This is a genomic window from Orbus hercynius (assembly GCF_003634275.1).
GTDB lineage: Bacteria > Pseudomonadota > Gammaproteobacteria > Enterobacterales > Orbaceae > Orbus > Orbus hercynius.
On the sequence record NZ_RBWY01000001.1, the window covers coordinates 1039906 to 1063979 of the forward strand.

A 24074-nucleotide genomic window follows, 5' to 3' on the forward strand; every position below is an offset into this window, starting at 1 on the left:
TTTGTATTAATGTAAATATTAGATTTATCTATCACTGAATGTAAAGCATGTGATCTGACATCTAATTGATAAAAATGCATAATGACAACACCGAACTAAGTTACATGTTGATCAAAATCACGAATCGGTTTAATCGTTGCCCATGAACGACACGCAGGGCACAACCAATAAATCGAATTGACGGTAAAACCACATCGTTCACAGCGATAATTAGGAATCGCTTTAATTTGTTCACCTACCATATTACGCAAGAGTAACAAGCTCTCTTTGGCGCGTCCTTCTTCTGCATCAGCAAGATGGTAATCCATTAAACGGTAAAAACCTTTCAAATTTGGATGTTTGACCAGTTCTCGATAAATATAGTACTGTGCTGCATCTCGACCGGTTTGTTTTTCAATCATACTTGCGAGCATTAATTCAGCCACACTGCCTGAATCCACCTCAACACATTGCTTCAAAAACTGTTTAAAATCATCTTCTTGAGATAAATTCTGATAGCACTCTTGCAGGAATGGCAAGGCTTCACCAATAAATGCTTTATCTTGGGTTAAAATTTGTTTTAAATATTGAACCGCTTTAGGATAATTACCTTGCGCCATTAAAACTCGCCCAAACATGAGTGATGTTCTCGCGCAGTTATTATCAGCCGAGAGGGAACGTTGTAAATAAAATAGCGATTTATTTAAATCATCAGCAGCAATCGACAGCGCTGCTAACTCACAATAAAATTGCGCAATATCTTTATTATATTTAGTTTGACCTAATTTGACTAATTTTACAGCAACAGAAATGGCTTTATTCCAGTCACTTGTTGATTGATAAACAATAATAAGTTGTTGCAACGCATATTGTTGAAAATCATCTTCATCAATAAGCTGTAAAAACATTTGCTCGGCACGATCAAAAAAACCAGCGGTCATGTAATCACGTCCAAGTTGCTGAATGGCTAACAATCGTTGTTCAAATGTTAATGATGAGCTTTCCATCAATGCTTGATGAATACGAATTGCCCGATCAACCTCACCACGAGAACGAAACAAATTGCCGAGGGTTAAATGCGCTTCGAGCGTTCCTGAATCCTCTTTAAGCATATCAAGAAACAGATCAACTGCTTTATCCCTTTGATTTGAAAGTAGAAAGTTTAATCCATCAACATATTCACGTGATAGACGATTGGATTCATTTCGATATTTTTGTTTTGCACTGCGCCCTCCCATATACCATCCATAGGAAGCAGCTATTGGCAATAACAAAAACAGAAGTTCAAACATATATTGACTATTTATTTTCCGTAAGCGGTAAAGTTGTTAGCTCAGTCCGTTGGCGAGCAGCGATTTCGTCATCATACATTTTTTGCAATTTTCTTAATTTTCGCTGAGCCGAAGAAAGTTTAAATTTGACTTTGACAAAAAAGATACCCGTTAATAGCCACCCTAAAACGAACCCAGTACCAAACAAAATTGCCAATAATGTTGATAGACGTAACTGTGTTTGCGCCAAAAGATAATTAAATACTACTGGCTGATTATTATTCGCGCCAAGGGTTATCGAGATAGCAAAAATGACAATCAACACTAAAAAAAGTATGACAAATTTCATTAGTTCTTCCTTCTAAATCATCCAGTTTTAATACACACTGGCTAGTATTGGTTAATTATATACTAAAGCGAATTAAAGAGGTATTGTATTGTGTTATTCTTTTATCAGTTGCCAACGCTTTGCTAGATAATAAGATAACATCGCAATGAACCAAGCGATAATTGACCCGACAATAACATCGATCGGCCGGTGCATTCCTAGCACAATACGGCTCATTTCAATTAATACTGCCCAAGCTATAATGATACAAATTATCGTTTGATATCGCTTAAAATTTAACAATGTTAAGGCAAGAAAGGCCCAAGTCGCCGCAAAAAGTGCATGACCAGATGGAAATGTATAACCCGTTTCACTGCGCCAATGCTGATAAAGCCATTTTGGTATCTCTGGCGAATGGGCAATATATTGTTTAAGAATTTCACGCCGATCACTACGGCTTAATGAGTAAAAATATTCATCATCCACATTATATTTTGATTCAATCCATAATACAAAAGGCCTAGAATCAGCAGTATACGTTTTTACAACCGATTTAATCGCTTGTCCTAATAGCATTGCAACGACAAGAATAATCAGTAATTTAGCTAACTGTTTTGGAGATTTAAGTTTTAAGCATAATGCAAATAAGAGAGCAAAAAATACACAGCTTAATAAGGCCCATGGCACACCAGCTGTTTCAGTGATCCAAAACAGGTATTTTGAAGTACTGTTTAAGGTTTCTGGCTGCCATTGCCAATTAATTGCAATAATAGTAATAGGTGTAATTAAAAAAATCGCAAGAGTAATAAGTGTTTTTTTTATGATAGATAACATTGTTTGTTTTATAAAAACCACTAACAAGAAAATGATTTTACATCATAGCATAGTTGGTTTATCCCGTATTATTTTTTACAAAAATATCACTAAAATACTCTAATAATTCAACTTGATGTAATAAAGTTAGTTGCATATTGATACCTTAATTATAATTGCCTCTGCCACTTCACTTTATTTGAGTATATAATTATCACTAGTCGATTAATATTAAATGAAATGGAGTTCTCCATGCAATTAAAACGTATAGCACAAGCAAATCTTCCAACTCCTTGGGGAGTATTTACCATGATTGGTTTTGAAGAACTCGCAACAGGCAAGGACCACGTTGCGCTAGTCATGGGGGATATTACTCAAGATAAACCGATTTTAACTCGAGTCCATTCTGAGTGTTTGACCGGTGACGCCTTATTTAGTTTACGTTGTGACTGTGGATTCCAATTAGAAGCAGCATTAAAACACATTGCCGAAAACAAAACCGGAATATTGATTTATCACCGTCAAGAAGGCCGTAATATTGGTTTATTAAATAAAATCAGAGCGTATGCGCTGCAAGATCAAGGGTTAGATACTGTTGAAGCGAATCACAAATTGGGCTTTGCTGCCGATGAGCGGGATTTTACCCTTTGCGCTGACATGTTAGCGTTACTCGGCGTTAAATCAATCAAACTCTTAACCAATAATCCGAAAAAAATACATGTGTTAGAAGAAGCCGGAATCAATATTGCTGAGCGAATTCCACTTGAAGTCGGTGAAAATCCTAATAATGAGCACTATTTACAAACCAAAATGCAAAAAATGGGTCATATACTGCATTTACACCCGGTTGATAAATAATTAAGGCGTCTGTAAAAGGCGTTTTTACTCTATAAATAGTAGCACTGACAAAGCTGCAAAAATCAACCACTTATTTTAAATAAAGCCTGACCTAACCTCATGACACATAATAACTTAAATACGACTAGTAATGTTATACTTCAACTGCGCCAAAGCCTTGCTTTGCAGCAGCATCAATTACACTCATCTGCCGCAAAACTTGCGCAAGCAGCATTACTAACCGAAGTTGATCTCACCCCAAAACCGGGATTAGTCGATCAGGCCAATAGTGGTTCACATAAGGATATGGATTTATTAACCTTCCTACGTAGTATTTACGCAATTACGCCTTACTTTGATCAGTTTTACCAATATGGTATACAAACCGCACATGATGATAATCAATCGTTTTTAACCAATATAAGACCACTTGGCATATCCTGTGAAAAAGCGATGTTTCTAGCAACTAATGGCGTGAATACTCATAAAGGCGCCATTTTTGCTTTTGGACTACTCTTATCATCATTAGGCCGGCTACACGCGTTAGATAAAACGATTAATGACCAAACGATTTGCGCACAAATTAGTACCTTGTGCCAAGGTATGGTTGCGCGAGAGCTGAGTGATAATCAAGGCCAAACAATGGGTGAACGGTTATATCAACAATACGGACTAACCGGAGCGAGGGGCGAGGCAGAAAGCGGTTATACATTAGTGACAAAAATTGCCCTACCGAGTTATTTAGCCAGCCTTCAACAAGGTTATAGTGAAGCGCAATGCTTGCTACAAGCAATGCTATCTTTACTCGCTTATAATGATGATACTAATATTGTGTCACGTGGCGGGCTTGATGGGCTGAATTTAGTCAAGCAGCATGCTCAATTGCTACTTGAAGAAGGTGGCGCATTAATCGCACAAGCCAACGTTAAACTACAGCAATTTGATCAAGTGTTAATCGAGAAAAACCTAAGCCCTGGCGGCACGGCTGATCTTATTGCTGTCACGTGGTTTTTATCTCACTATCATCAGTAATACATCAGATAGCAATATGCTTGTAATAGCGCTCAGGGCGACCAATCTTACCATATTGAATTTCAACTTTTAGAAAATGTGTTTGCACACAATATTCAAGATAACGCCTGACGGTTGTTTTACTAATTTGTGCTTTACTCACCACATCTTCAACCGTTAAAGCGTCAGAGGTATGAATAAATAATGACTGAATACGCTGTAAGGTCAACGCATCAATACCTTTAGTATTTTTTTGTGTCTCAACAAAATCCTTAATCTGTAAATTAAATAGCTCGTCAATTTGGCGCTGGCTTAAATTTTTAGGTGAGGATTGACGCAATAAAAATAATTTGAATTTATTTAATGAATAGGTTATCCGCTCATAAGAAACGGGCTTAATTAAGTAATCAAAAGCACCGTGACGAATTGCATGGCTACAGGTATCCATATCACTCGCTGCGGTAATAAAAATAATATATGTAGATAATTGCTTTTTCACAATATAATCAAATAGCTCAATCCCCTGCCCATCAGGCAAATAGTTATCTAACAAAACTAATTGCGGGTTAAATTTTTCTAGCATGATTTTTGCATCATGCAGCGTTGAAGCAATACCAACTACTTTGATATTGGTATTGCGTTGTACAAATTCTGCATTGACTTCTGCCAAAATCGGTTCATCTTCAACAATTAAGGCATTAATATCAATATTCATGTTTCCCTACCTCTTATTCTGTCTTTATTTGGGGATAAAAATGGAGAAAATCGTACCTTGTGGCTCATTATTGCTAACCTCAATGTAACCGTTAGCTTTTTCTGTATAAGTTTTAACAAGGTATAACCCCACGCCATCACCCTTACTTTTAGTCGTTACGCCTAACTTAAAAATTGATGATTTTATCTCCTCATCGATTTGTGTGCCCTCATCAGTGACTTCAATCACATATTCATCTGTTGCATCATTTAGATAGAGATAAATCACTTTTTTATCTTTGCTAGCTGATTTTTGATACTGCGCTAAACTGGCGGTAAACGCATTATCTAGTAAGTTGGCAATAATCGACATGAACTCCGTTTCAGTAATTTTATTCGGCACCTGATTGAGTTGACACATCGGATCAAATTGCAGCTCAAGTCCCATTTCATTAGCTTTACTCAGCTTACCTATCAATAAACCAGCGATAGTGGGCACTTTGATTTTTTCATTAATAAAATCAAGATGTTGCTGATTTTGTGTTGATTGACGAGTAATGAACGTTTTCGCTTCTTCATAACGCTTCATATAGAGCAAACCAAGTAACGTTGCTAGCCAATTTTGATGTTCATGCCGTAAAGCACGTAAATTATCCGCATATTGCTGAACTTGAGAAAGACGCTTACTGAGTAAATTTATCTCATTCATATTACGAAACGTAATGACCCAGCCTTGCAAACGATCATTAAAAATTAATCGAATACGACTGGCAATAACCGCTTCATCATTAAAGTGGCTGATACGATCGTAAATATCTTCAGCTAAACAATCATGGTTTTGTAATAAATCATTCGGCTTTGCAATATACAAAAACAAGCTAGAGCCATTTACCATATCAACATGTGCCGGAATATTTAAAAATTGACGGGCAAACTGATTAATATGGGTAATGTTATAATCAAGATCGATGGCGATTAATCCCTCATTAATCGACTCCATAATCGCACTTTGCATTCTAACTAATAATGAAATTTCCTTCGGTTCAAGATTAAACATCTGTTTCTTAATTAAATAGGAAAAAATATAAGAAAAAATAAACAGTGTAATAAACAAAATAATACAGAAAATAATAAATGGATAAGACTGTACTTTATGTAATTCTTCTATTTTATCAAGCATATATCCGACGGAAACAATCCCAATGACTTGACCTTGCTTATCAAGAATTGGCGCCTTTCCGCGTAACGATTCGCCTAAAGAACCCTCACTAATCACGATAATGCTTTTCCCTTTTAACACTTCATGATTATCATCCCCTACCATTGGCACATTAAGAGGGGCATCTCGGGTATGAAACAAGCGATTAGCATGCTGATCGCCAATCACAATATAGCTCGCATCACTTTGTTTATGAATACGGCTAATGAGCTGATTAATGCCATCGAGATCACGATTAGCAACCGCAATCGCTAAAGCAGGAATTGCCGCTAACTCTTTTGCTTGGATTTGTGCTCTTTCGCCTAAATTTTTATATAAATTCATTTCGATAATATTATCAAGGTAACGTTGCATAATAAAAATTGAAAGGGCGAAGAGAATTGATAATGCAATAAATAATTTTTGAGCGAACAAAAAATTGATTTTATTGATTCTTATTTTTACATTCATAGGTCTGCTTTGGATAATTATTTTAACTCAATTCGATAATTCTTATACGAGTTGCATATTATCATAAATTAAAACCGAAAGAGACATTAAAACCATTAAAACCACCTGAAAACAATGAGATATATCACAAAAATTTAAATTTTAATTCATTATCATACACACCAAATTAATAACTGAAATATTGGGGAATATAATGAGTAAAACTGTTAATGCAGAAAAATCCAGTCCAGACGGGCAAAAAAATAAATTCTGGCCGACGGGATGGTGGGGATGGTTAGATAACTATAAAATCGGTGTAATTCCATTGCCGCTTTTTATTATCGCCGGCATCCTTATTTTTGCAGAAGTTTATTACACAGGAAAACTACCATCTGACATCGTTGTTATGGTCGTGACTTGTGCTTTCTTTGGTTTCTTATGTGGTGAATTTGGTAAACGCTTACCTATCGTTGGAAAAATGGGCGCAGCTGCAATTTGTGCAACCTTTATTCCGTCAGCTTTAGTCTATTATGGTTGGTTACCAGCGCCAATCGTTGAAGCAACAACAAAATTCTATAAAGATACGCATATTCTTTACTTATATATCTGCTGTATTATCGTCGGTAGCATCATGAGTATGGATCGCCGCACTTTAATTCAAGGCTTTTTGCGTATTTTCGTACCAATGGCTTGTGGCGAAATCGTCGGCATGATAGTTGGTGTGGGCATGGGCGTATTATTAGGTCTTTCTCCTTTCGAAACATTCTTCTTCTTAGTACTGCCGATTATGGCTGGTGGTGTTGGTGAAGGTGCGATTCCATTATCAATCGGTTATGCAGCAATTTTAGGTATGGACCAAGGCGATGCGTTAGGTCGCGTATTACCAATTGTGATGCTTGGTGGATTAACCGGTATTGTCTGTGGTGGCGTACTTAACCGCTTAGGTAAAATGTATCCACACTTAACTGGTAATGGCAAACTTATGCCGTCAGATGGCAAAGAAGAGACATCAGCAACAAAAGAAAAAGCTGAACTCACTAACGACGTAACCGTATTTGCATCGGGTGTGTTACTTGCCGCAATGCTTTACATGGTTGGTATGATTGGCCATAAATTAGTTGGTTTACCCGCGCCAGTTGGTATGCTATTTGCTGCGGTTATTGTTAAACTAACGCATGGTGTATCACCCAAAATTCTTGGTGGCTCACAAGTCGTTTACAAATTCTTTCAAACCTCAGTAACGTATCCAATTCTATTTGCGGTCGGTGTTGCAATTACACCTTGGCACAGAATTGTTGAAGCATTTACGATTGTCAACATCATCGTTATCGTTTGTACAGTGGTTTCACTTGTTGCAACAGGTTTCTTTGTAGCGAAAAAACTCGGTATGTACCCAATTGATGCAGCCGTTATCTCTTGTTGCCAAAGTGGTCAAGGTGGTACTGGTGACGTTGCAATCTTAACTGCAGCAGAAAGAATGGAATTAATGCCATTTGCACAAATCGCAACGCGAATTGGTGGCGCAATCAATGTTTCAGTTTCACTATTGATTTTAGGCAACTTCCTAGTCTAACTCTTAATCTTGACAATAACACACTATGCTAACGCACCATTAACCGCAAGGACGCTGCGTTAGCATATCAGATACAAAGGCATTATATGAAATTTATTAGTTATCTTTTAGCAAATAATCCAAGTTACGGCATCTTAACCACTAACGGTATTATTGACCTAAAATCACTAATGGGCGATCGCTATCCTGATCTTAAATCTCTAATCAGTTGCCCAGCTGGCTTAGCACACGTTAAAACACTTAACCAAACACCAGCAACCGTTGATCCTCGTTATGTTACTTACTTACCTGTCATTCCTAATCCAAATAAAATTATTTGTGCGGGTATGAATTATGCAGATAAACGCAAAGAGTTTGATGCACAAGATCAAGCTGTTACACTATTTGTTCGCTTTGCTGACACCCAAGTCGGTCACTTATCTCCGGTACTTAAACCAAGTATTACTGAAGAGTTCGACTATGAAGGTGAGCTCGCCATTATTATTGGTAAACCGTGTTTCAAAGTTTCAAAACAAGAGGCACCAAACTACATCGCCGGCTACAGCTGTTATATGGATGGCTCGGTACGTGACTGGCAACATACTTGGTTTACTGCAGGTAAAAACTGGCCAAAAACTGGCGCGTTAGGGCCTTGCTTAACCACGCAAGACGAAATTGATGATTTTGACGCCCTATCTATCCGTACTTATTTAAATAAACAAATGGTACAAAACGACGTGTTAGGCAACATGGTGCATAAAGTCGAAGATATTGTCTCTTACATCAGTACCTTTACTCAACTTTCACCTGGCGATGTCATTTTAACAGGCTCACCTGGCGGCGTTGGTAAAAAACGCACACCACCACTATTTATGAAACCTGGCGATGTTATTGAAGTTGAAATTGAAAAAATTGGTCATTTAATTAATACCATTGTAGCTGAATAAATTATGCAAGATAAATCAATATCATTTAAAACCGTCTCATTACAAAAAGATGAGTCTGTTTTAAACGCAATCAAACATCTTTTAGCATTGGTTGATCTGAGTTTAGATAACCATGTTAATGACTTTGTTGTTGGTTATGTAGAACAACAAATTGTTGCTTGTGCTGGACTTGATCATAACATTATTAAGTGTGTTGCTGTGCATCCCGATTATCAAGGCAGTCAGCTCACACTAAAACTTATCAATACAGTGATTGATTTAGCTGACGAAAAAAATCAGCATCATCTTTTTCTCTATACCAAACCAGACAATGTGCCATTTTTTAAAAGTTGTGGCTTTTATCCTCTCGTCAAAATAGACGAGACGGTAACCTTAATGGAAAATACCCCCGTGGGTATTAACCATTACTGCCAAAAACTCGCTCAGCATAAAAAAGTCGGCACATGCGGTGCCATCGTCATGAATGCCAATCCATTTACACGTGGACACCTTTATTTGGTGGAGCTGGCAGCAAAAACCGTTGATTGGCTTTATATTTTTGTTGTTGAAGAAGATGCGTCTTTATTTCCAACGGCAATTAGGCATCAACTTGTCAAACAAGGTGTGAGTCACTTAGGCAATGTCTCCGTTTTTCTGGGTTCTGAGTATATGGTTTCAAAAGCCACATTTCCGTCATATTTTCTTAAAGATCAAACCCTGATTGAACAAACGTATATGGCCATCGATTTGTTACTATTTAGAGAATATATTGCCCCTGCGTTAACCATTAGTGTCCGCTTTGTTGGGACTGAGCCGCGCAGTGAATTAACCAATGCTTACAATCAAGCAATGCCGTATTGGCTCGAACAAAAGGCGTTATCAACAGCGCCGATAATCAAAGTGATTGAGATACCCAGAGTCACTGCCAGCAATGATGTGATTTCAGCATCACGCGTGAGAGCATTACTCGCACAAAAGCGTTATCAAGAGGTCTATGACTTAGTGCCGAAATCGACATGGTCATACCTCCAACAACATTATGTGATTGAAGATAAATAGGTGAATATTTATGAAAATAATTAAAAGTGCTTTAGCTGGCACATTGGAATCCAGTGATTTGCTGGTCAAAGTCGAGCCTCATGATAGGTTAGAAATTGTCATCAATAGTGATGTGAATAAACAATTTGGCCAACAAATTCGCCAAGTCGTTGAAGATACCTTAGCCCGTTTAGAGGTTAAGCAAGGTCTTATCATTATTGATGATAAAGGCGCCTTAGATTGCGTCATTACAGCAAGAGTGCAAATTGCAATATCAAGAGCGGCAGCAGAAAAAGCACAGTGGAGCCAATTACTATGAAAAAATTAAGACGCAGTATGTTATTTTTACCGGGTTCAAATGCCGCAATGTTATCAACATCATTTGTCTATCAACCTGACTCTATTATGTTCGATCTTGAAGATGCGGTCTCCATTAAAGAAAAAGACTCTGCTCGCTTACTTGTCGTACAGACATTAAAACTGGGTATCTATCAAAAAATGGGTATCGAAACGGTTGTAAGAATTAATGCATTAGATACTCCATTTGGCCTTGATGACGTAGAAGCCGTTGTTCGTGCTGGTGTTGATGTAGTGCGTTTGCCAATGACCCACAGTGCTGAAGATGTTCATCAATTAGAAGCGCATATTGAACGAATTGAAAACGAAATTGGACGTAAAGTCGGTTCAACTAAGATTATTGCCGCGATTGAATCTGCCGCTGGTGTGGTTAATGCGGTCTCTATCGCCCAATCAACGCCACGAATGATAGCCATTGCCCTTGCTGCTTTCGATTATTTAGTCGATATGCAGACAGAGCGCGGTGATGGTACCGAACTATTTTATGCTCGCTGCGCCGTTTTACATGCCGCTAGAGTCGCTAAAATTGACGCATTTGATGTGGTTTATTCTAACATTAATGATGATGAAGGTTTTTTACGTGAAGTAAAATTAATCAAACAACTTGGCTTCAATGGCAAATCATTAATTAATCCGAGACAAATCGAGTTACTGCATAACGCTTATGCACCAACACAAAAAGACGTCGACCATGCGCAAGAAATCGTAGACGCAGCGATAGAAGGTGAGAAAAAAGGTCTGGGCGTTGTGTCGCTCAATGGCAAAATGATCGATGGGCCAATTATTACTCGCGCCAAAGCGGTAATTGAATTAGCCAAAATGTCTGGTGTTCGTCGGTAAGCATAAGGAATAAATAGCATGACTAAACATATTGATATACTGGCATCACAATATCCACAACTTGGTGCCTTAACCCCTTTTACTGGCGCCAATACAACCACGCCTTATTTAGCGGATATTAAACAAAAACACGAACGTAAGCTCTGTCAATCTATTGAAGATAGCATTAAGCAGTGCCAACTACGTGATGGAATGACAATCTCCTTTCACCATGCATTTCGTGAAGGGGATAAAATTATCAACTTAGTAATGGATATTATTGCCAAAATGGGCATCAAAGATCTCACGTTAGCATCGAGTTCATTGTTATCGTGCAATACACCACTGATTGAACATATTAAATCAGGCGTCATTACCCAAATTTATACCTCTGGTATGCGTGGTAAATTAGCCGAAGCGATTTCTCATGGTTTAATGAAAAATCCGGTACATATCCATTCACATGGTGGACGCGTTAAATTAATCCAATCAGGTGAAATTAATATTGATATCGCCTTTTTAGCGGTCTCAACCAGCGATGAGTTTGGTAATGCCAATGGCGTATCAGGCACATCACGCTGTGGTTCACTAGGTTATGCCATGGTTGATGCGCAATATGCGAAAAAAGTGGTATTACTGGCTGAAAATATTGTGGCGTTCCCCAATCATCCAGCGAGCATTAAGCAAGATCAAGCTGATTATATTGTCAAAGTCGATGAAGTGGGTGACCCAACTAAAATCAGCGTGGGGGCGGCTCGTATTACCAGTAATCCACGTGAATTAATGATTGCCAAATATGCGGCAAGCGTCATTGAGCACTCTGGCTATTTTAAAGATGGTTTCTCAATTCAAACAGGCTCAGGGGCATCATCAACCGCCGCAACCCGTTTTTTAGAAGATAAAATGGTAGCGCAAAATATCACCGCGAGTTTTGCTTTAGGGGGCATCACGCAAAGTATTGTTGATTTGCATGAAAAAGGCCTAATCAAAACCTTACTTGATACGCAAAGCTTTGATAATGCTGCAGGTGATTCATTAGCTAAAAATCCAAATCATATCGAGATCTCAACCAATGTCTATGCCAACCCGGCTTCAAAAGCAGCTTGCTGTGATCAACTTGATGTGGTGATTTTAAGTGCACTTGAAATCGATTTGAATTTTAATGTTAACGTATTAACCGGTTCTGATGGCATTATGCGCGGCGCTTCAGGGGGGCACTGTGATACCGCCGCGAGTGCCAATTTAACCATTATTGTTGCACCATTAATCCGTAGCCGAATTCCAACCGTGATTAATAAAGTGACCACAATCATTACGCCTGGCGAAAGTGTTGATGTTTTAGTGACCGACCATGGTATTGCCGTTAACCCAGCTCGCCCTGAAATCGCTGAACGCCTAACCGCAGCAGGCTTACCGGTAATGACGATTGATGAACTTTATCAACGCGCTATTAATCTAACTGGTGAACCAACACCATTAGAATTTGACGATAAAATTGTTGGTGTCATCCGTTACCGTGATGGTTCAGTCATTGATGTCGTTAGACAAATTAAAGCATAACAATGATTGCTTTACGGTCAATAACACCTAAAATGATAGGCATACTGCCTATCATTTTTTTATGCTGATACGGAATTAATATGACTCATCATACCTTACCAGATATCCGCCCTATTACGCTGCATGAACTATTAGATGCAAAAGAAAAGCGCGTTGCTTTACAACATCGCTTACTAAAACAATATCGGTTACCGCTAATCTCCTTAACGATTACGCTACCCGGTGCCGTTAAACTAAATGGCTGCGCCCTATTTTTATTCCGGCAAGCTCAGCAGCAAATTATTCAATATTACCAACAGCATCACATTACCTGCCTTAAAACGATTGAACACATTCAAGCAACTGGCTCTGAAGGTTTTTTTGTCTTAGATATGCCAGAATTGAGCTTAAAACAAGCGTGTATTGATCTAGAACAGCAGCATCCTTTAGGCCGTCTTTGGGATATTGATGTGTTATCGCCGGCTACATTAACGAGTATTTCAAGAACCCAGCTTGGTTACCCGCCTCGCCAGTGCCTGATTTGTGATAATAATGCTAAAATCTGTGGCCGAGCACGTACGCATTCCCTTGATGAGCTCAACCAAACAATCATGACCCTTGCCACACAACACGGTTATCGCGCTTAAGTGGCAAGGAATTGCCATTATTACTGTGCTTTATTTCATCTTTGATCAAACTCTCACTAAGTAAACAATGAGCCATCATCGTATAAAGAATTTGTATACGAGTTATTTAACTTGGATTAGCGCAATTTAATGATCGTTGTCCAAGTAATGGGCTAAATGAGTATTGTATGCGTATCAATACTTTTATCGTCAATATCTATCTGGCGATTAATTGAATTCAATCACTTCTTGCTCATTATCTGTCATGATATTAAATAAAATATCTTTTAGATCTTCAATATTGGGGGAATAAAAAATATTGTTCTGGCCAGTACATTCAGCCCAGCGCTTAACATGTTTTTTATGCGCCCCTTTTGAAGCAAGCATAATAAAATAAATATTCACTTTTTTGGTATTTGGTGAATAAAGTTTATAACTATTAGGATCTTTGACTTTGTCACAAATCTGATATTTATCCATAAACACATCACGCATCTTTATATTACTATTATCACCGCCGTCAGAAATTAAGATAATCGCTTTATTTTCTGATTTACCTTTAGTTATAACAGGAACTGCACGCATAAAACCTGACATTGATTCAGTCAAGCCGCCTGCCGATAAATCATCGATATCACTATCTTCAATGCCGCCCATATCCTCGTCATCTTGTTTATCCTCATCTTTTTCATCTTGATCGATCTCTTCATCATCAATATCCTCATCGTCGTCATCGATAGGATCATCTGGCTCCATCGCATTTAAGTTGGATGATAATTCAATTAAATGAGTATGTATTTTAGCATTGGCAAATGTTTTACGTTTTCCTTTAATCATACGGCACATTTTACGAAAAGGCCGATAGTAAGAGGCCGTTGATGTCCAAGCCATTGGAAAGGTTACCACAGCATGATTTGATTCACCTTCAGGAATAAACAATCGATTGATGGTCGCTTGATAATCAATGGTAGAATCATTAGCAATATTACGATAGCGACCTTTAGCCGCTAGGCGACGAACTTCATACGCTGTTTTTAATTCATTTTTAAATAATGGATTAATGGTTTTATTCGTTAAATTTTGATAAGCCGTAATTCCATCAAATATCATTGCCAGAGGGGTTTGCGCATTATCATTACCATATTTATCGCTCAAACAACTATATTCATAGTTACCCGAAGCGTAATTCGCCTTGTTTTTATTGGTATAGCAATAACTCTCGCGCGTATCTTCTAAGTCATTTTTATTCAGTGATGGGCTAACATAATGTTTGTAATAATAATAGCGGTAGCGATCGGCAAAATGGGCATTTTTCTCTAATTTTGAATAATTATTCGCTTTAACTAATGACCAATATTGATAATTAATCTGATATTTACTTTTTGGTACAAAGACAACAGAGCATCCATATAGTTCTCCCCCCCGCTCATTTTTACCTGCAAGTTTTGTTGGAACGCCATTACCATAAGGTACAATTGCAAAACGCGTATTTGGTGTTTTACTCCCTTCATTAACCAACTCTTTTAGTATCTCTTTTAACCGCTTAAGCTTTTTACCACGCATTGATGCAGACATATCAGTGACAAAGACATAATCACCATTAATTAACTTCGCTTTTTTTCGGCAGGCATCACTTTTGTAGCTCACATCTTCCACATCATCAAAGCTTGCTAACGCGCCAGAAGGTACAATGGTTGCAACAGAAGCGGTTGCTTGACCATCATAAGTCATACATCCATTACTACTTGTATAAGTCTTTACCGAGACATTTTTAAATTCTTTCGCTTGAGGTAAATAACCTTCTAAATAGATTGTTAATAAAGCCTTATTTTTATCCTCATTAGTTTCCCCACGATTTGCAATGGTAATGATACCCTCGTTTATGGCATCAGCTAAACGTGCTTTTCGACCAATTAATTGCATACTGTCAAAATAAAGCGCTAAGATAGCGAGCATAAATGGCAACAGCAAAGCAAAAATAATAACAACACTTCCACCACGCGCCAAAGTAAAACGTATTAATAGGTATTTTATAGAATTAAACAATCTCATTTTTCTCGCTCTCATAGCCAAAATAGTAAAGCTATTTTCAGTTTAATTAACGAATCATTCCTAGGCTTGAGGTTTGATACAGGCTAGGAAATAATGTATTGTCCAAAAAAGTAATCGGGATCAGATTGGTATTTTTAGCGCACAATGATAACCTTATAATTGGAATCCAACCCTCTGCACTCCATGCGCTATAAAGATGTAATTCCTTAGTTGGCGGCAAATCAGAAAAGCATTCGCTATTGGGTAATTCTGTGTCTGTTTGTGAGATTAATTTAATCGTTTCTTTTATGATTCGATTATTTTCAGTACTTTTTTTATCGAAATATATTGCTTCAAGCTGAATTTGTAAGTGTTGACTTAAATTTTCGCCAAGCATTTGTTTCGTCGCAAGAAGTAGTTCATTAACCTCATTTTGATCAATCTTTTTAAGGCTATTGCCGTATAATTTTGTTCTTTCACGCATTAAAGTGAAAGATGAGTAATTTACTCGCTCGAGTTTATTATGTTGTAAAATAGCTATACCGATATTGGCTGAAAAGTAAATAATGACAAAAAAACAGAGGCACACAATGGCAAATTCGATAGACATCGAACCATTTTTTTCACGGAAAATACTTATTAGATTCATCATAACGCCTATTCTATATTTTTAATATTGGCTATAAATTAATGCTCTTGCACATAAACCAAACTGCTACTCAGCTCAGTACCTGAGAAATACTTTAAGCCAACGGCAAAAATTGAATTGGCACCCAGGTAATTGATATTGTAAATGGCAATTTTCTTCGAACTATCGTTATTACAGAGATTAGCGCTGATATCGGATAAATTCTCGCAGTAGGTGATATGAATATTGATATCATTTTTGGTCACTTCATCAAAAAATAACCACATGAAAGTAGAATTACTATCATGAATTTTTTTATTAAATAGCGACAGATACGTTTCATTATTCAAACGCTGCCTTGATACTAGTCTTCCAGCTTCGGCAACAGAAAGATCAAAAACGGCTGATAAAGCGATAAAACGACATAATTCAATTAAAAATAATAAAACGAGTAAAAACGGTACGATAACGATGGCAAATTCAATGCTCGTGACACCAGATCTGTTGGCGTAAAAATGTTTAATCATTCACTTATCCCTTAAAATAATCAAGTGCTTTATTAATATGATAATATTAGCCTTGATGCACCTTATCGTGTTTAGCCACGCCATAGATGTCAATGCCAAAAGTGAGATGTTTGCTAAATCACTTTTAGTTAAATTAATACTTTTCAGTATCTTTTTTTACAGATAGATTATCTTTCTTTATGATGTCGTATCACATATTACGATTTGACAAAACACACGCATATTACACGGTAATGATTAATCGGTACAGTGTATATTAGTTATTGAAATGCTAAATTACATTTTATAATATTGCTAAATATGTAAATATGATGATTTAGCCTCGTCGTTAGGGGATGAATAAAGCAAGTAACCCTTTATTAAGATATACAGTGTTAATTAACCATTCGTGATTGCTTAATATTGGCTAAAATAGGTCTCTACGATAAAATAATAATCGGTTATAATGTGGTGAGTTATATGAGTCATTGAATAATAAAGAATAAACATAATAATAATGACAATTGTATTTTATTTAACCCATGCTTAAAACTCAGCCACATTTGATCATTTTAAGTTGAGCAAGTGGTTTTTATGAATTGAAATATCAATAATAAGTTGAAATATCACCATGAATGAAAACGAAAAATTAACTCATCACACTCCCATGATGCAGCAGTATTTAAAACTGAAAGCAGAGAATCCCGATATTTTGTTATTTTATCGCATGGGTGATTTTTACGAATTATTTTATGATGATGCCAAAAAAGCTTCGCAGCTACTCGATATCTCGTTAACTAAACGTGGCGCTTCAGCCGGAGAACCGATCCCAATGGCCGGCGTTCCTTACCATGCGGTTGAAGGATACTTGGCCAAATTAATTTCATTAGGTGAATCGGTGGCAATTTGTGAGCAAATTGGCGATCCCACAACTAGTAAGGGGCCGGTTGAACGCAAAGTGGTACGAATCGTAACACCGGGTACAGTCAGTGATGAGCAGTTACTTGAAGATCGCAAAGACAACTTATTAGCCGCAATTTGGCACCAAGCCGAAGGCTATGGTTATGCAACGCTTGATATTAGTTCCGGTCGATTTAATGTGTTTGAATGTCATAGTCAAGAAGCCATGCAAGCGGAATTACAACGCACCAATCCTGTTGAAATTTTATATCCTGAAACCTTTGCTGTAATGCATTTAATCGATAATCGCCATGGCTTAAGGCGCCGACCGTTATGGGAGTTTGAGTTAAGCACCGCCAAGCAGCAACTGAATCTGCAATTTGGTACTAAAGATTTAATCGGTTTTGGCGTTGAGCAAGCGAGCAAAGCATTAAAAGCAGCCGGTTGCTTACTCCAATATGTCAAAGATACCCAAAAAACAGCGCTACCGCATATCCGCGCACTGACTAAAGTCTCTGCCGATAAATTTGTTGTGCTCGATGCCGCAACCCGGCGAAATTTAGAATTAACTGAAAATTTATCGGGGGGCACAGAAAATACGGTAGCTGCTGTGTTAGACAAAACACAGACCGCGATGGGCAGTCGCATGTTAAAGCGTTGGTTACATACCCCAATTCGCGATGTGGTTGTCTTAAACCAAAGACAGACCTCCATTGCTGAGCTACAAAATCAATACGACAATATTCAACCCTTATTAAAGCAAATTGGCGATATTGAGCGTATCTTAGCAAGGTTAGCATTACGCTCAGCTCGGCCTCGCGACTTTGCTAGGTTACGTGATGCTTATAATATTTTACCCACACTGCAACATGCACTCAGTGAATTAAACAATCCTTATTTACAAACCTTGCGCCAACATATTCATGTATTTAGTGATATCGCAACATTGCTCAATCAAGCTATTATCGAAACCCCACCGGTATTAATTCGAGATGGCGGCGTACTTGCTCAAGGCTATAATACCGAACTTGATGAACTCAGAGCTCTATCCGCCGGTGCAACAAGTTACTTAGATCAACTGGAAATACGTGAACGTAGTGCACTCGGCATTGATACGTTAAAAATTGGCTATAATGCGATTCATGGCTATTACATTCAAGTCAGTCGCGGGCAGAGTCACCTTGTTCCCATTCACTATACCCGTCGGCAAACGCTCAAAAATGCCGAGCGCTACATTATTCCTGAATTGAAAGAGTATGAAGATAAAGTACTCACCTCAAAAGGCAAAGCGCTCGCATTAGAAAAAGCGTTATATGATCAACTCTTTGATCTGCTCTTACCCCATTTATCTGCCATGCAAAGCAGTGCTGAATCATTAGCTGAGCTTGACGTATTAGCTAATTTAGCCGAACGTGCGGATAACTTAAACTATTGCGCCCCGAAACTTATTAATAAAAAAGGTATTCATATCGAAAATGGTCGCCATTTGGTGGTAGAACAAGTGATGTCAAAGCCATTTATCGCCAATGCACTAAATTTATCGCAAGAGCGTAAAATGCTAATCATAACAGGGCCAAATATGGGGGGTAAAAGTACCTATATGCGTCAAACTGCCCTGATTGTTCTATTGAGTTATATCGGTAGTTTTGTGCCTGCTAGCGCCGCGATGATAGGGCCAATTGATCGTATTTTTACCCGTATTGGCGCTTCAGATGACTTAGCGTCAGGCCGTTCAACCTTTATGGTTGAAATGACAGAAACCGCCAACATCATGCATAATGCCACCGAACACAGTTTGGTTTTAATGGATGAAATCGGTCGTGGAACATCAACCTACGATGGCTTATCACTCGCTTGGGCGTGCGTTGAAACATTAGTTAATCAGATAAAAGCCATGACACTGTTTGCCACCCATTATTTTGAACTCACGCAGCTACCTGAAAAAATCACCGGTATCTACAATGTCCACTTTGATGCGATAGAACACGATAACACGATCGCCTTTCGCCATACTGTTGAGGAAGGCGCGGCAAGTAAGAGCTATGGTATTGCCGTTGCTGGGCTTGCCGGTGTGCCTAATGCCATTTTAAAACGCGCAAAGCAGAAATTGAAAGAGTTAGAGTTGCTGTCACAGCACTCAAGCAATCTGCCTGTTGATAACACACAGTTATCGTTAATGAATCACACTGAGCCATCCGAAATTGAACAGGCGCTAAAGCAAATTGATCCCGATACACTAACGCCAAAACAAGCGTTAGACATGCTATATCAACTCAAAAAATTACTGTAGCCAAACCTGCCTCACCTAGATTATCGCATCCCAATTATTATTAAGTTGGGATGTTTAATAATCGAATCAACTAGCATCAAGGCTCCTGACTCAATCTCAGCGCAGTCTGTTCATCGGTGACCAAACCTTTTAGCCATCTTCCTTTTAATACTGCTTTAATCGACGGGTATTTATGTGCGCCGGCCGCAAATCCAATCACATTCATTGCCGAATTAGGCTTCAATCGAATACTGGTAGTTAAGGCCTCAAATTCACTCTCAATCGGCTGGCCATTTTCATTCAGGAAATGACCCAACAATTCAGCCACTGCGCCGAGCTGTTTCAAATGAATGGCTTGCTCATCGGTCAGGAATTGTTCGGTATTTAATGGACAGCCCAATCCCACATCGCCGATGCCGATAAATACCACATCAGACTGTAACGCTTTATCTTTCACAATTTGATAAGCCTTATGCTGGCACCAGGTTTGTTTATCTTCTGGAATTTCGGCATACAAGGGTGCTGGGATAATAAAATATTTGCAGGCGATTTTCTCAGCCAGTTTTAACGGCACATCATAACGCGTGGCTGAGCCGTCTCTAGCAATCGCACCAATCAACGAGACACTAATATGTTGTGGGCGCTGACGTTGTGGTAAAACATCAATAATGTCGCGTAATGTTTTACCTGAACCAATACCAATAATTTGCGGGGTTTCTTGATCAATAAACTGACTCATAACCTCCGCCCCTTCTTGCGATATCATGTCACGAATGCCTTGCTCATCGGCACCAATTGAAGGAACAACTCGCACCGTTTCGAGCTGATATTTATCCGCTAATATTTGTGCCAACTCTAAACATTCGCTAATGGGATGTACAATATTGACATTCACCAGTCCCTGTTCTCTGGCTACCGACAGTAACCTTTGAGCGATTTGTCGAGATATGCCTAAAATTTTAGCAATTTCTAATTGCGTTTTGCCTGCCACATAATATAGCCATGCAACCCTAGCGGCTAAATCTTGTTTTTTGTGTTCTTTATACATTGATTTGCTAACTCATATACCAAACATTTGATACCTCAGATAGTTAATTCTAATCGGATTTATAGGCTTAATCAATCATGAAGAGTCATACCACTGAGTATTGACTAGCCCAATACTATCGTTACTTTTACCTCTATTGATTATTTAATAAGCCAAATTGAACAAATCAACAGCTAATGAGCAAATGTAAATAATGTGATCATGCTCGCAGACACCCATTCGCTGTTCATCTAAACTAATCTAAAAATGAGCATTTGCTCTAAAACAAAACAAATACTCAACAAGGGAAATCATTATGAAGCATAAATCTGTTTGGATGCACATTGGCGCAGGTTCTTTTCATCGAGCTCACCAAGCTTGGTATTTACACCGTTTAATTCAGCAAGGTGACGATAGCTGGTATATTGCTTTAGGCAATGTCCGTAATGACGCAACACCAATGTTGACGGAGCTTGCCAAGCAGCACGGTGAATATGTATTAGAAACCGTGTCACCTGAAGGTGAACGCCATTATGAAACGATCACCTCGATTAAAAAAATTCTGCCATGGGATGAAAAAATTAGCGCCCTGATTGAACAAGGCAGTCAGGAAAATACTAAAGTTATTGCCTTTACCGTAACCGAAGCGGGTTATTATCTGACACCCAATCATGAGCTCGATTTAACACAACCGGATATTCAAGCTGATTTAGCCGGTCAAGCTATCACCATTTACGGTGCACTGGAAAAAATTCTGACTGCTAGAGTGGCCAAACATGGCAAACCGGTAACCTTACTCAACTGTGATAATTTACGTCATAACGGCGAACGTTTTCGGCACGGTTTTCTCTCTTTTCTAAGACAAAAAAATAATCACGATTTGTCTCACTGGGTGGAAAAAAACACCACATCCCCAAACACCATGGTCGATCGCATTACGCCAAGACCAACGCCAGATGTGCGTGAGCGCGTAAAAGCGGCAACAGGGATAGATGATCACGTGCCCGTAATGGGAGAATCCTTTATTCAATGGGTTATTGAAGACGATTTTATTAATGGACGACCAAAGCTTGAACAGGTTAATGTTGAAATGGTGGACTCGGTTCTTCCTTGGGAGGAGGCAAAAATTCGTATCCTCAACGCAAGCCATAGCTGCATCGCTTGGGCTGGTACCTTAATCGGGCTTAACTATATTGATGAAAGTACGGTTAAAGAACCTATCTATCAAATGGCTTGGCGTTATGTCACTGACAACGTGATCCCATGTTTAACACCCAGCCCATTAGATCTTGCTAACTATCGCGATGTGGTACTGGCTCGCTTTAGTAATCCTTATATTAAAGATACCAATCAGCGAGTTGCCGCCGATGGCTTATCTAAAATTCCGGGATTTATTACGCCAACATTAATAGAGTGTTATCAAAAAGGCATAACCCCTCAGGCAACAGCCATACTACCGGCATTATTTTTTGTCTTCTTTGAACGCTGGGCACAAGGTAAGTTACCGTATACCTATCAAGATGGCGTATTAGATGAAGCCTTACACAAAAAAATGATGTTATCACCGGATGCCTTAACCCAATTTATCACTAATCCAACATTATTTGGTGAGTTAGCACAATCGACTGATTTTCAGCAATTAATGATAAAAACGGTTGCAGATATTAAACAATGGGCGTTGAACAATCATTAATAATCGAGTGAGTAATGCTGAGCCAGTCAACTAGTGGCTGATAGCATAAACTCACCACAATATCAGACAGTAAGAGGTTATTATGTACTTAGGAATCGATATCGGCACGTCAGAACTGAAATCACAACTGATTGATCAAACAGGTACTATTATTGCATCAAGTCATGTCCCATTATTAGTTAAAAGACCATATGCCAATTGGGCCGAGCAATCACCACAAGCCTAGTGGGATGCAACAAATCAATCGATTGCCACCTTACGCCAAAAGGCACCTGAAGCTTGGTCACAATTGCGTGCAATTGGCTTGTCTGGGCAGATGCACGGTGCAGTTTTACTCGATAAAAATCAGCAAGTATTACGTGACTGCATTTTATGGAATGACACCCGCAGTGCCGCTGAATGTCAGTGGTTGATGCAGCATTACCCAGAGTTCAAATCGATCGGTGCAAACCTTGTCATGCCAGGCTTCACCGCGCCTAAATTGCTATGGGTGCGTCATCACGAGCCCGATATTTTTGCCCAAATAGATAAAGTATTATTACCCAAAGATTACCTGCGCTGGTTATTAACTGGCGAATTTGTCAGTGATATGTCCGATTCGTCTGGCACCTTATGGCTTGATGTTGCTAAACGTGATTGGTCAGATCGATTGCTCGCGGCAACAGGCTTAACACGTCAACATATGCCAATTTTAGTCGAAGGTTCACAAAAAGGTGGCACACTGCGCAGCGAGCTCGCCTCAGCGTGGGGCTTAAACGACAATATTATTATTGCCGGTGGCGGCGGTGATAACGCTGCATCAGCGGTTGGGGTTGGCGCGATTAATAATGATGATGCCTTTATTTCACTGGGCACTTCCGGCGTCATTTTTGTCGTTAACGATGCGCTGCAAGCAAATCCCGATAGCGGCGTGCACGCTTTTGCCCACGCCTTACCAAAACGATGGCATCAAATGAGTGTAATGCTAAGTGCCGCAAGCTGTTTAAAATGGCTGTGTAATTTGTTATCAACCACTGAAAATATTTTAATGGATGAGATTGCTGCGCTGACAGAAGAACAAATAGCGCAAGCCCCCATATTCCTGCCTTACCTTTCTGGCGAACGAACGCCACACAATGATGCTGATGCGACCGGTTCCTTTTTTGCATTACGCCATGAAACTAACCGTGCCGCGCTTGGTTATGCCGTACTAGAGGGCGTCGCATTCGGTTTAGCTGATGGACTGGCGGTATTAGGTAATACCTGTATTAAACAATGCAGTTTGACTGGCGGTGGAGCCAGAAGCCCGATTTGGGCTCAGCTTATTGCTGATATCTTAAATTTACCAATCGTCACTCATCCCGCTAGCTCATCAGGTGCACTCGGCGCTGCGCGACTAGCCTGGCTTGCTGATGGCGGTAAAGAAAAGGAAGTGTGCCAAAAACCGCCAGTACAAGCGTGTTACTCGCCACAGCCAGTAAAACAAACCCAGCTAAAACGGCGGTATAGCGTTTATAAGCTGCTCTATCAGCAACAACGAACGGCGCGCTTAGCGTTAATCAATCCATAAATTATCAGGGACCACCGGATAAATATGCCCTATT

General features: G+C 38.9%; 19 protein-coding genes and 2 pseudogenes. 12 read left to right on the forward strand and 9 right to left on the reverse strand.

What is annotated here, in order from left to right; translation table 11 throughout:
- Positions 1-95: 95 nt before the first annotated feature.
- The 3 genes from lapB to pgpB all read right to left on the reverse strand — a co-directional run bounded on the left by lapB (position 96) and on the right by pgpB (position 2412).
- On the reverse strand, positions 96-1271 hold the full coding sequence (lapB, locus tag DES39_RS04750; RefSeq protein ID WP_121144590.1) for a lipopolysaccharide assembly protein LapB: 1176 nt from the start codon (positions 1269-1271) through the stop codon (positions 96-98).
- Positions 1272-1278: 7 nt separating this feature from the next.
- Positions 1279-1599, reverse strand: coding sequence for a LapA family protein (locus DES39_RS04755; RefSeq protein ID WP_121144591.1), 321 nt, complete (start codon positions 1597-1599; stop codon positions 1279-1281).
- 93 nt (positions 1600-1692) lie between these two features.
- On the reverse strand, positions 1693-2412 hold the full coding sequence (gene pgpB, locus DES39_RS04760; protein ID WP_121144592.1) for a phosphatidylglycerophosphatase B: 720 nt from the start codon (positions 2410-2412) through the stop codon (positions 1693-1695).
- Positions 2413-2643: 231 nt separating this feature from the next.
- Here pgpB and ribA point away from each other — a divergent pair, with 231 nt between their 5' ends.
- The gene (ribA, locus tag DES39_RS04765) at positions 2644-3249 is read left to right on the forward strand and encodes a GTP cyclohydrolase II (protein ID WP_121144593.1); all 606 of its coding nucleotides are present in this window, start codon (positions 2644-2646) and stop codon (positions 3247-3249) included.
- A gap of 99 nt (positions 3250-3348) precedes the next feature.
- Positions 3349-4260, forward strand: a complete 912-nt coding sequence (gene citG / locus DES39_RS04770; RefSeq protein ID WP_121144594.1) for a triphosphoribosyl-dephospho-CoA synthase CitG — start codon at positions 3349-3351, stop codon at positions 4258-4260.
- Positions 4261-4264: 4 nt separating this feature from the next.
- Here citG and DES39_RS04775 read toward each other — a convergent pair whose 3' ends face one another.
- Both DES39_RS04775 and DES39_RS04780 read right to left on the reverse strand, forming a co-directional pair.
- Positions 4265-4954 (reverse strand): response regulator, encoded by a 690-nt coding sequence (locus DES39_RS04775; protein ID WP_121144595.1) that lies wholly within the window; start codon positions 4952-4954, stop codon positions 4265-4267.
- A gap of 24 nt (positions 4955-4978) precedes the next feature.
- Complete coding sequence (locus DES39_RS04780) at positions 4979-6601, reverse strand: ATP-binding protein (RefSeq protein ID WP_121144596.1); 1623 nt, start codon at positions 6599-6601, stop codon at positions 4979-4981.
- 262 nt (positions 6602-6863) lie between these two features.
- Here DES39_RS04780 and DES39_RS04785 point away from each other — a divergent pair.
- The 7 genes and pseudogenes from DES39_RS04785 to citX form a co-directional block, all read left to right on the forward strand.
- A pseudogene (locus DES39_RS04785) lies at positions 6864-8153 on the forward strand (2-hydroxycarboxylate transporter family protein); the annotation flags it as partial.
- A gap of 86 nt (positions 8154-8239) precedes the next feature.
- Positions 8240-9079, forward strand: coding sequence for a fumarylacetoacetate hydrolase family protein (locus tag DES39_RS04790; RefSeq protein WP_121144598.1), 840 nt, complete (start codon positions 8240-8242; stop codon positions 9077-9079).
- Between the two features lie 3 nt (positions 9080-9082).
- Positions 9083-10117, forward strand: a complete 1035-nt coding sequence (gene citC / locus DES39_RS04795) for a [citrate (pro-3S)-lyase] ligase (RefSeq protein WP_121144599.1) — start codon at positions 9083-9085, stop codon at positions 10115-10117.
- Between the two features lie 10 nt (positions 10118-10127).
- Positions 10128-10415: a citrate lyase acyl carrier protein gene (gene citD, locus DES39_RS04800; RefSeq protein ID WP_121144600.1), complete on the forward strand. Its 288-nt coding sequence runs from the start codon at positions 10128-10130 to the stop codon at positions 10413-10415.
- Positions 10412-11293 carry a citrate (pro-3S)-lyase subunit beta gene (citE, locus tag DES39_RS04805; protein WP_121144601.1) on the forward strand — a complete coding sequence of 294 codons (882 nt, stop codon included), beginning with the start codon at positions 10412-10414 and terminating at the stop codon, positions 11291-11293. Before citD ends, citE begins: the two co-directional genes overlap by 4 nt.
- 18 nt (positions 11294-11311) lie before the next feature.
- Complete coding sequence (gene citF / locus DES39_RS04810; RefSeq protein WP_121144602.1) at positions 11312-12832, forward strand: citrate lyase subunit alpha; 1521 nt, start codon at positions 11312-11314, stop codon at positions 12830-12832.
- A gap of 80 nt (positions 12833-12912) precedes the next feature.
- Positions 12913-13458, forward strand: a complete 546-nt coding sequence (gene citX / locus DES39_RS04815; RefSeq protein ID WP_121144603.1) for a citrate lyase holo-[acyl-carrier protein] synthase — start codon at positions 12913-12915, stop codon at positions 13456-13458.
- Positions 13459-13665: 207 nt separating this feature from the next.
- On the opposite strand, the gene DES39_RS04820 is transcribed toward citX, so the two are convergent.
- The 3 genes from DES39_RS04820 to DES39_RS04830 are packed head-to-tail and all read right to left on the reverse strand — an operon-like array spanning position 13666 to position 16623.
- Positions 13666-15483 carry a TadE/TadG family type IV pilus assembly protein gene (locus DES39_RS04820; RefSeq protein ID WP_147405420.1) on the reverse strand — a complete coding sequence of 606 codons (1818 nt, stop codon included), beginning with the start codon at positions 15481-15483 and terminating at the stop codon, positions 13666-13668.
- A 52-nt stretch (positions 15484-15535) separates the two neighbouring features.
- Positions 15536-16117, reverse strand: a complete 582-nt coding sequence (tadF, locus tag DES39_RS04825; protein WP_170143342.1) for a tight adherence pilus pseudopilin TadF — start codon at positions 16115-16117, stop codon at positions 15536-15538.
- Positions 16118-16155: 38 nt separating this feature from the next.
- Positions 16156-16623 carry a TadE/TadG family type IV pilus assembly protein gene (locus DES39_RS04830; RefSeq protein WP_121144606.1) on the reverse strand — a complete coding sequence of 156 codons (468 nt, stop codon included), beginning with the start codon at positions 16621-16623 and terminating at the stop codon, positions 16156-16158.
- Between the two features lie 610 nt (positions 16624-17233).
- On the opposite strand from DES39_RS04830, the gene mutS reads away from it, so the two are divergent.
- A complete protein-coding gene (gene mutS, locus DES39_RS04835) occupies positions 17234-19792 on the forward strand; it encodes a DNA mismatch repair protein MutS (protein WP_121144607.1) in 2559 nt (852 codons plus the stop codon).
- Between the two features lie 76 nt (positions 19793-19868).
- Here the strand turns inward: mutS and DES39_RS04840 are convergent, their stop codons facing one another.
- On the reverse strand, positions 19869-20819 hold the full coding sequence (locus DES39_RS04840) for a sugar-binding transcriptional regulator (RefSeq protein WP_121144608.1): 951 nt from the start codon (positions 20817-20819) through the stop codon (positions 19869-19871).
- A 295-nt stretch (positions 20820-21114) separates the two neighbouring features.
- Here DES39_RS04840 and dalD point away from each other — a divergent pair, with 295 nt between their 5' ends.
- Positions 21115-22491, forward strand: coding sequence for a D-arabinitol 4-dehydrogenase (gene dalD / locus DES39_RS04845; protein ID WP_121144609.1), 1377 nt, complete (start codon positions 21115-21117; stop codon positions 22489-22491).
- Between the two features lie 82 nt (positions 22492-22573).
- A pseudogene (xylB, locus tag DES39_RS04850) lies at positions 22574-24040 on the forward strand (xylulokinase).
- Positions 24041-24074: the final 34 nt, after the last annotated feature.

Coding starts and splice junctions, on each gene's coding strand:
- citX (WP_121144603.1), top strand. CDS start 12,913: ATGACTCATCATACCTTACCAGATATCCGCCCTATTACGCTGCATGAA.
- DES39_RS04830 (WP_121144606.1), bottom strand. CDS start 16,623: ATGATTAAACATTTTTACGCCAACAGATCTGGTGTCACGAGCATTGAA.
- DES39_RS04780 (WP_121144596.1), bottom strand. CDS start 6,601: ATGAATGTAAAAATAAGAATCAATAAAATCAATTTTTTGTTCGCTCAA.
- pgpB (WP_121144592.1), bottom strand. CDS start 2,412: ATGTTATCTATCATAAAAAAAACACTTATTACTCTTGCGATTTTTTTA.
- DES39_RS04755 (WP_121144591.1), bottom strand. CDS start 1,599: ATGAAATTTGTCATACTTTTTTTAGTGTTGATTGTCATTTTTGCTATC.
- ribA (WP_121144593.1), top strand. CDS start 2,644: ATGCAATTAAAACGTATAGCACAAGCAAATCTTCCAACTCCTTGGGGA.
- citD (WP_121144600.1), top strand. CDS start 10,128: ATGAAAATAATTAAAAGTGCTTTAGCTGGCACATTGGAATCCAGTGAT.
- mutS (WP_121144607.1), top strand. CDS start 17,234: ATGAATGAAAACGAAAAATTAACTCATCACACTCCCATGATGCAGCAG.
- tadF (WP_170143342.1), bottom strand. CDS start 16,117: ATGAATCTAATAAGTATTTTCCGTGAAAAAAATGGTTCGATGTCTATC.
- citC (WP_121144599.1), top strand. CDS start 9,083: ATGCAAGATAAATCAATATCATTTAAAACCGTCTCATTACAAAAAGAT.
- citE (WP_121144601.1), top strand. CDS start 10,412: ATGAAAAAATTAAGACGCAGTATGTTATTTTTACCGGGTTCAAATGCC.
- DES39_RS04790 (WP_121144598.1), top strand. CDS start 8,240: ATGAAATTTATTAGTTATCTTTTAGCAAATAATCCAAGTTACGGCATC.
- lapB (WP_121144590.1), bottom strand. CDS start 1,271: ATGTTTGAACTTCTGTTTTTGTTATTGCCAATAGCTGCTTCCTATGGA.
- citF (WP_121144602.1), top strand. CDS start 11,312: ATGACTAAACATATTGATATACTGGCATCACAATATCCACAACTTGGT.
- citG (WP_121144594.1), top strand. CDS start 3,349: ATGACACATAATAACTTAAATACGACTAGTAATGTTATACTTCAACTG.
- dalD (WP_121144609.1), top strand. CDS start 21,115: ATGAAGCATAAATCTGTTTGGATGCACATTGGCGCAGGTTCTTTTCAT.
- DES39_RS04775 (WP_121144595.1), bottom strand. CDS start 4,954: ATGAATATTGATATTAATGCCTTAATTGTTGAAGATGAACCGATTTTG.
- DES39_RS04840 (WP_121144608.1), bottom strand. CDS start 20,819: ATGTATAAAGAACACAAAAAACAAGATTTAGCCGCTAGGGTTGCATGG.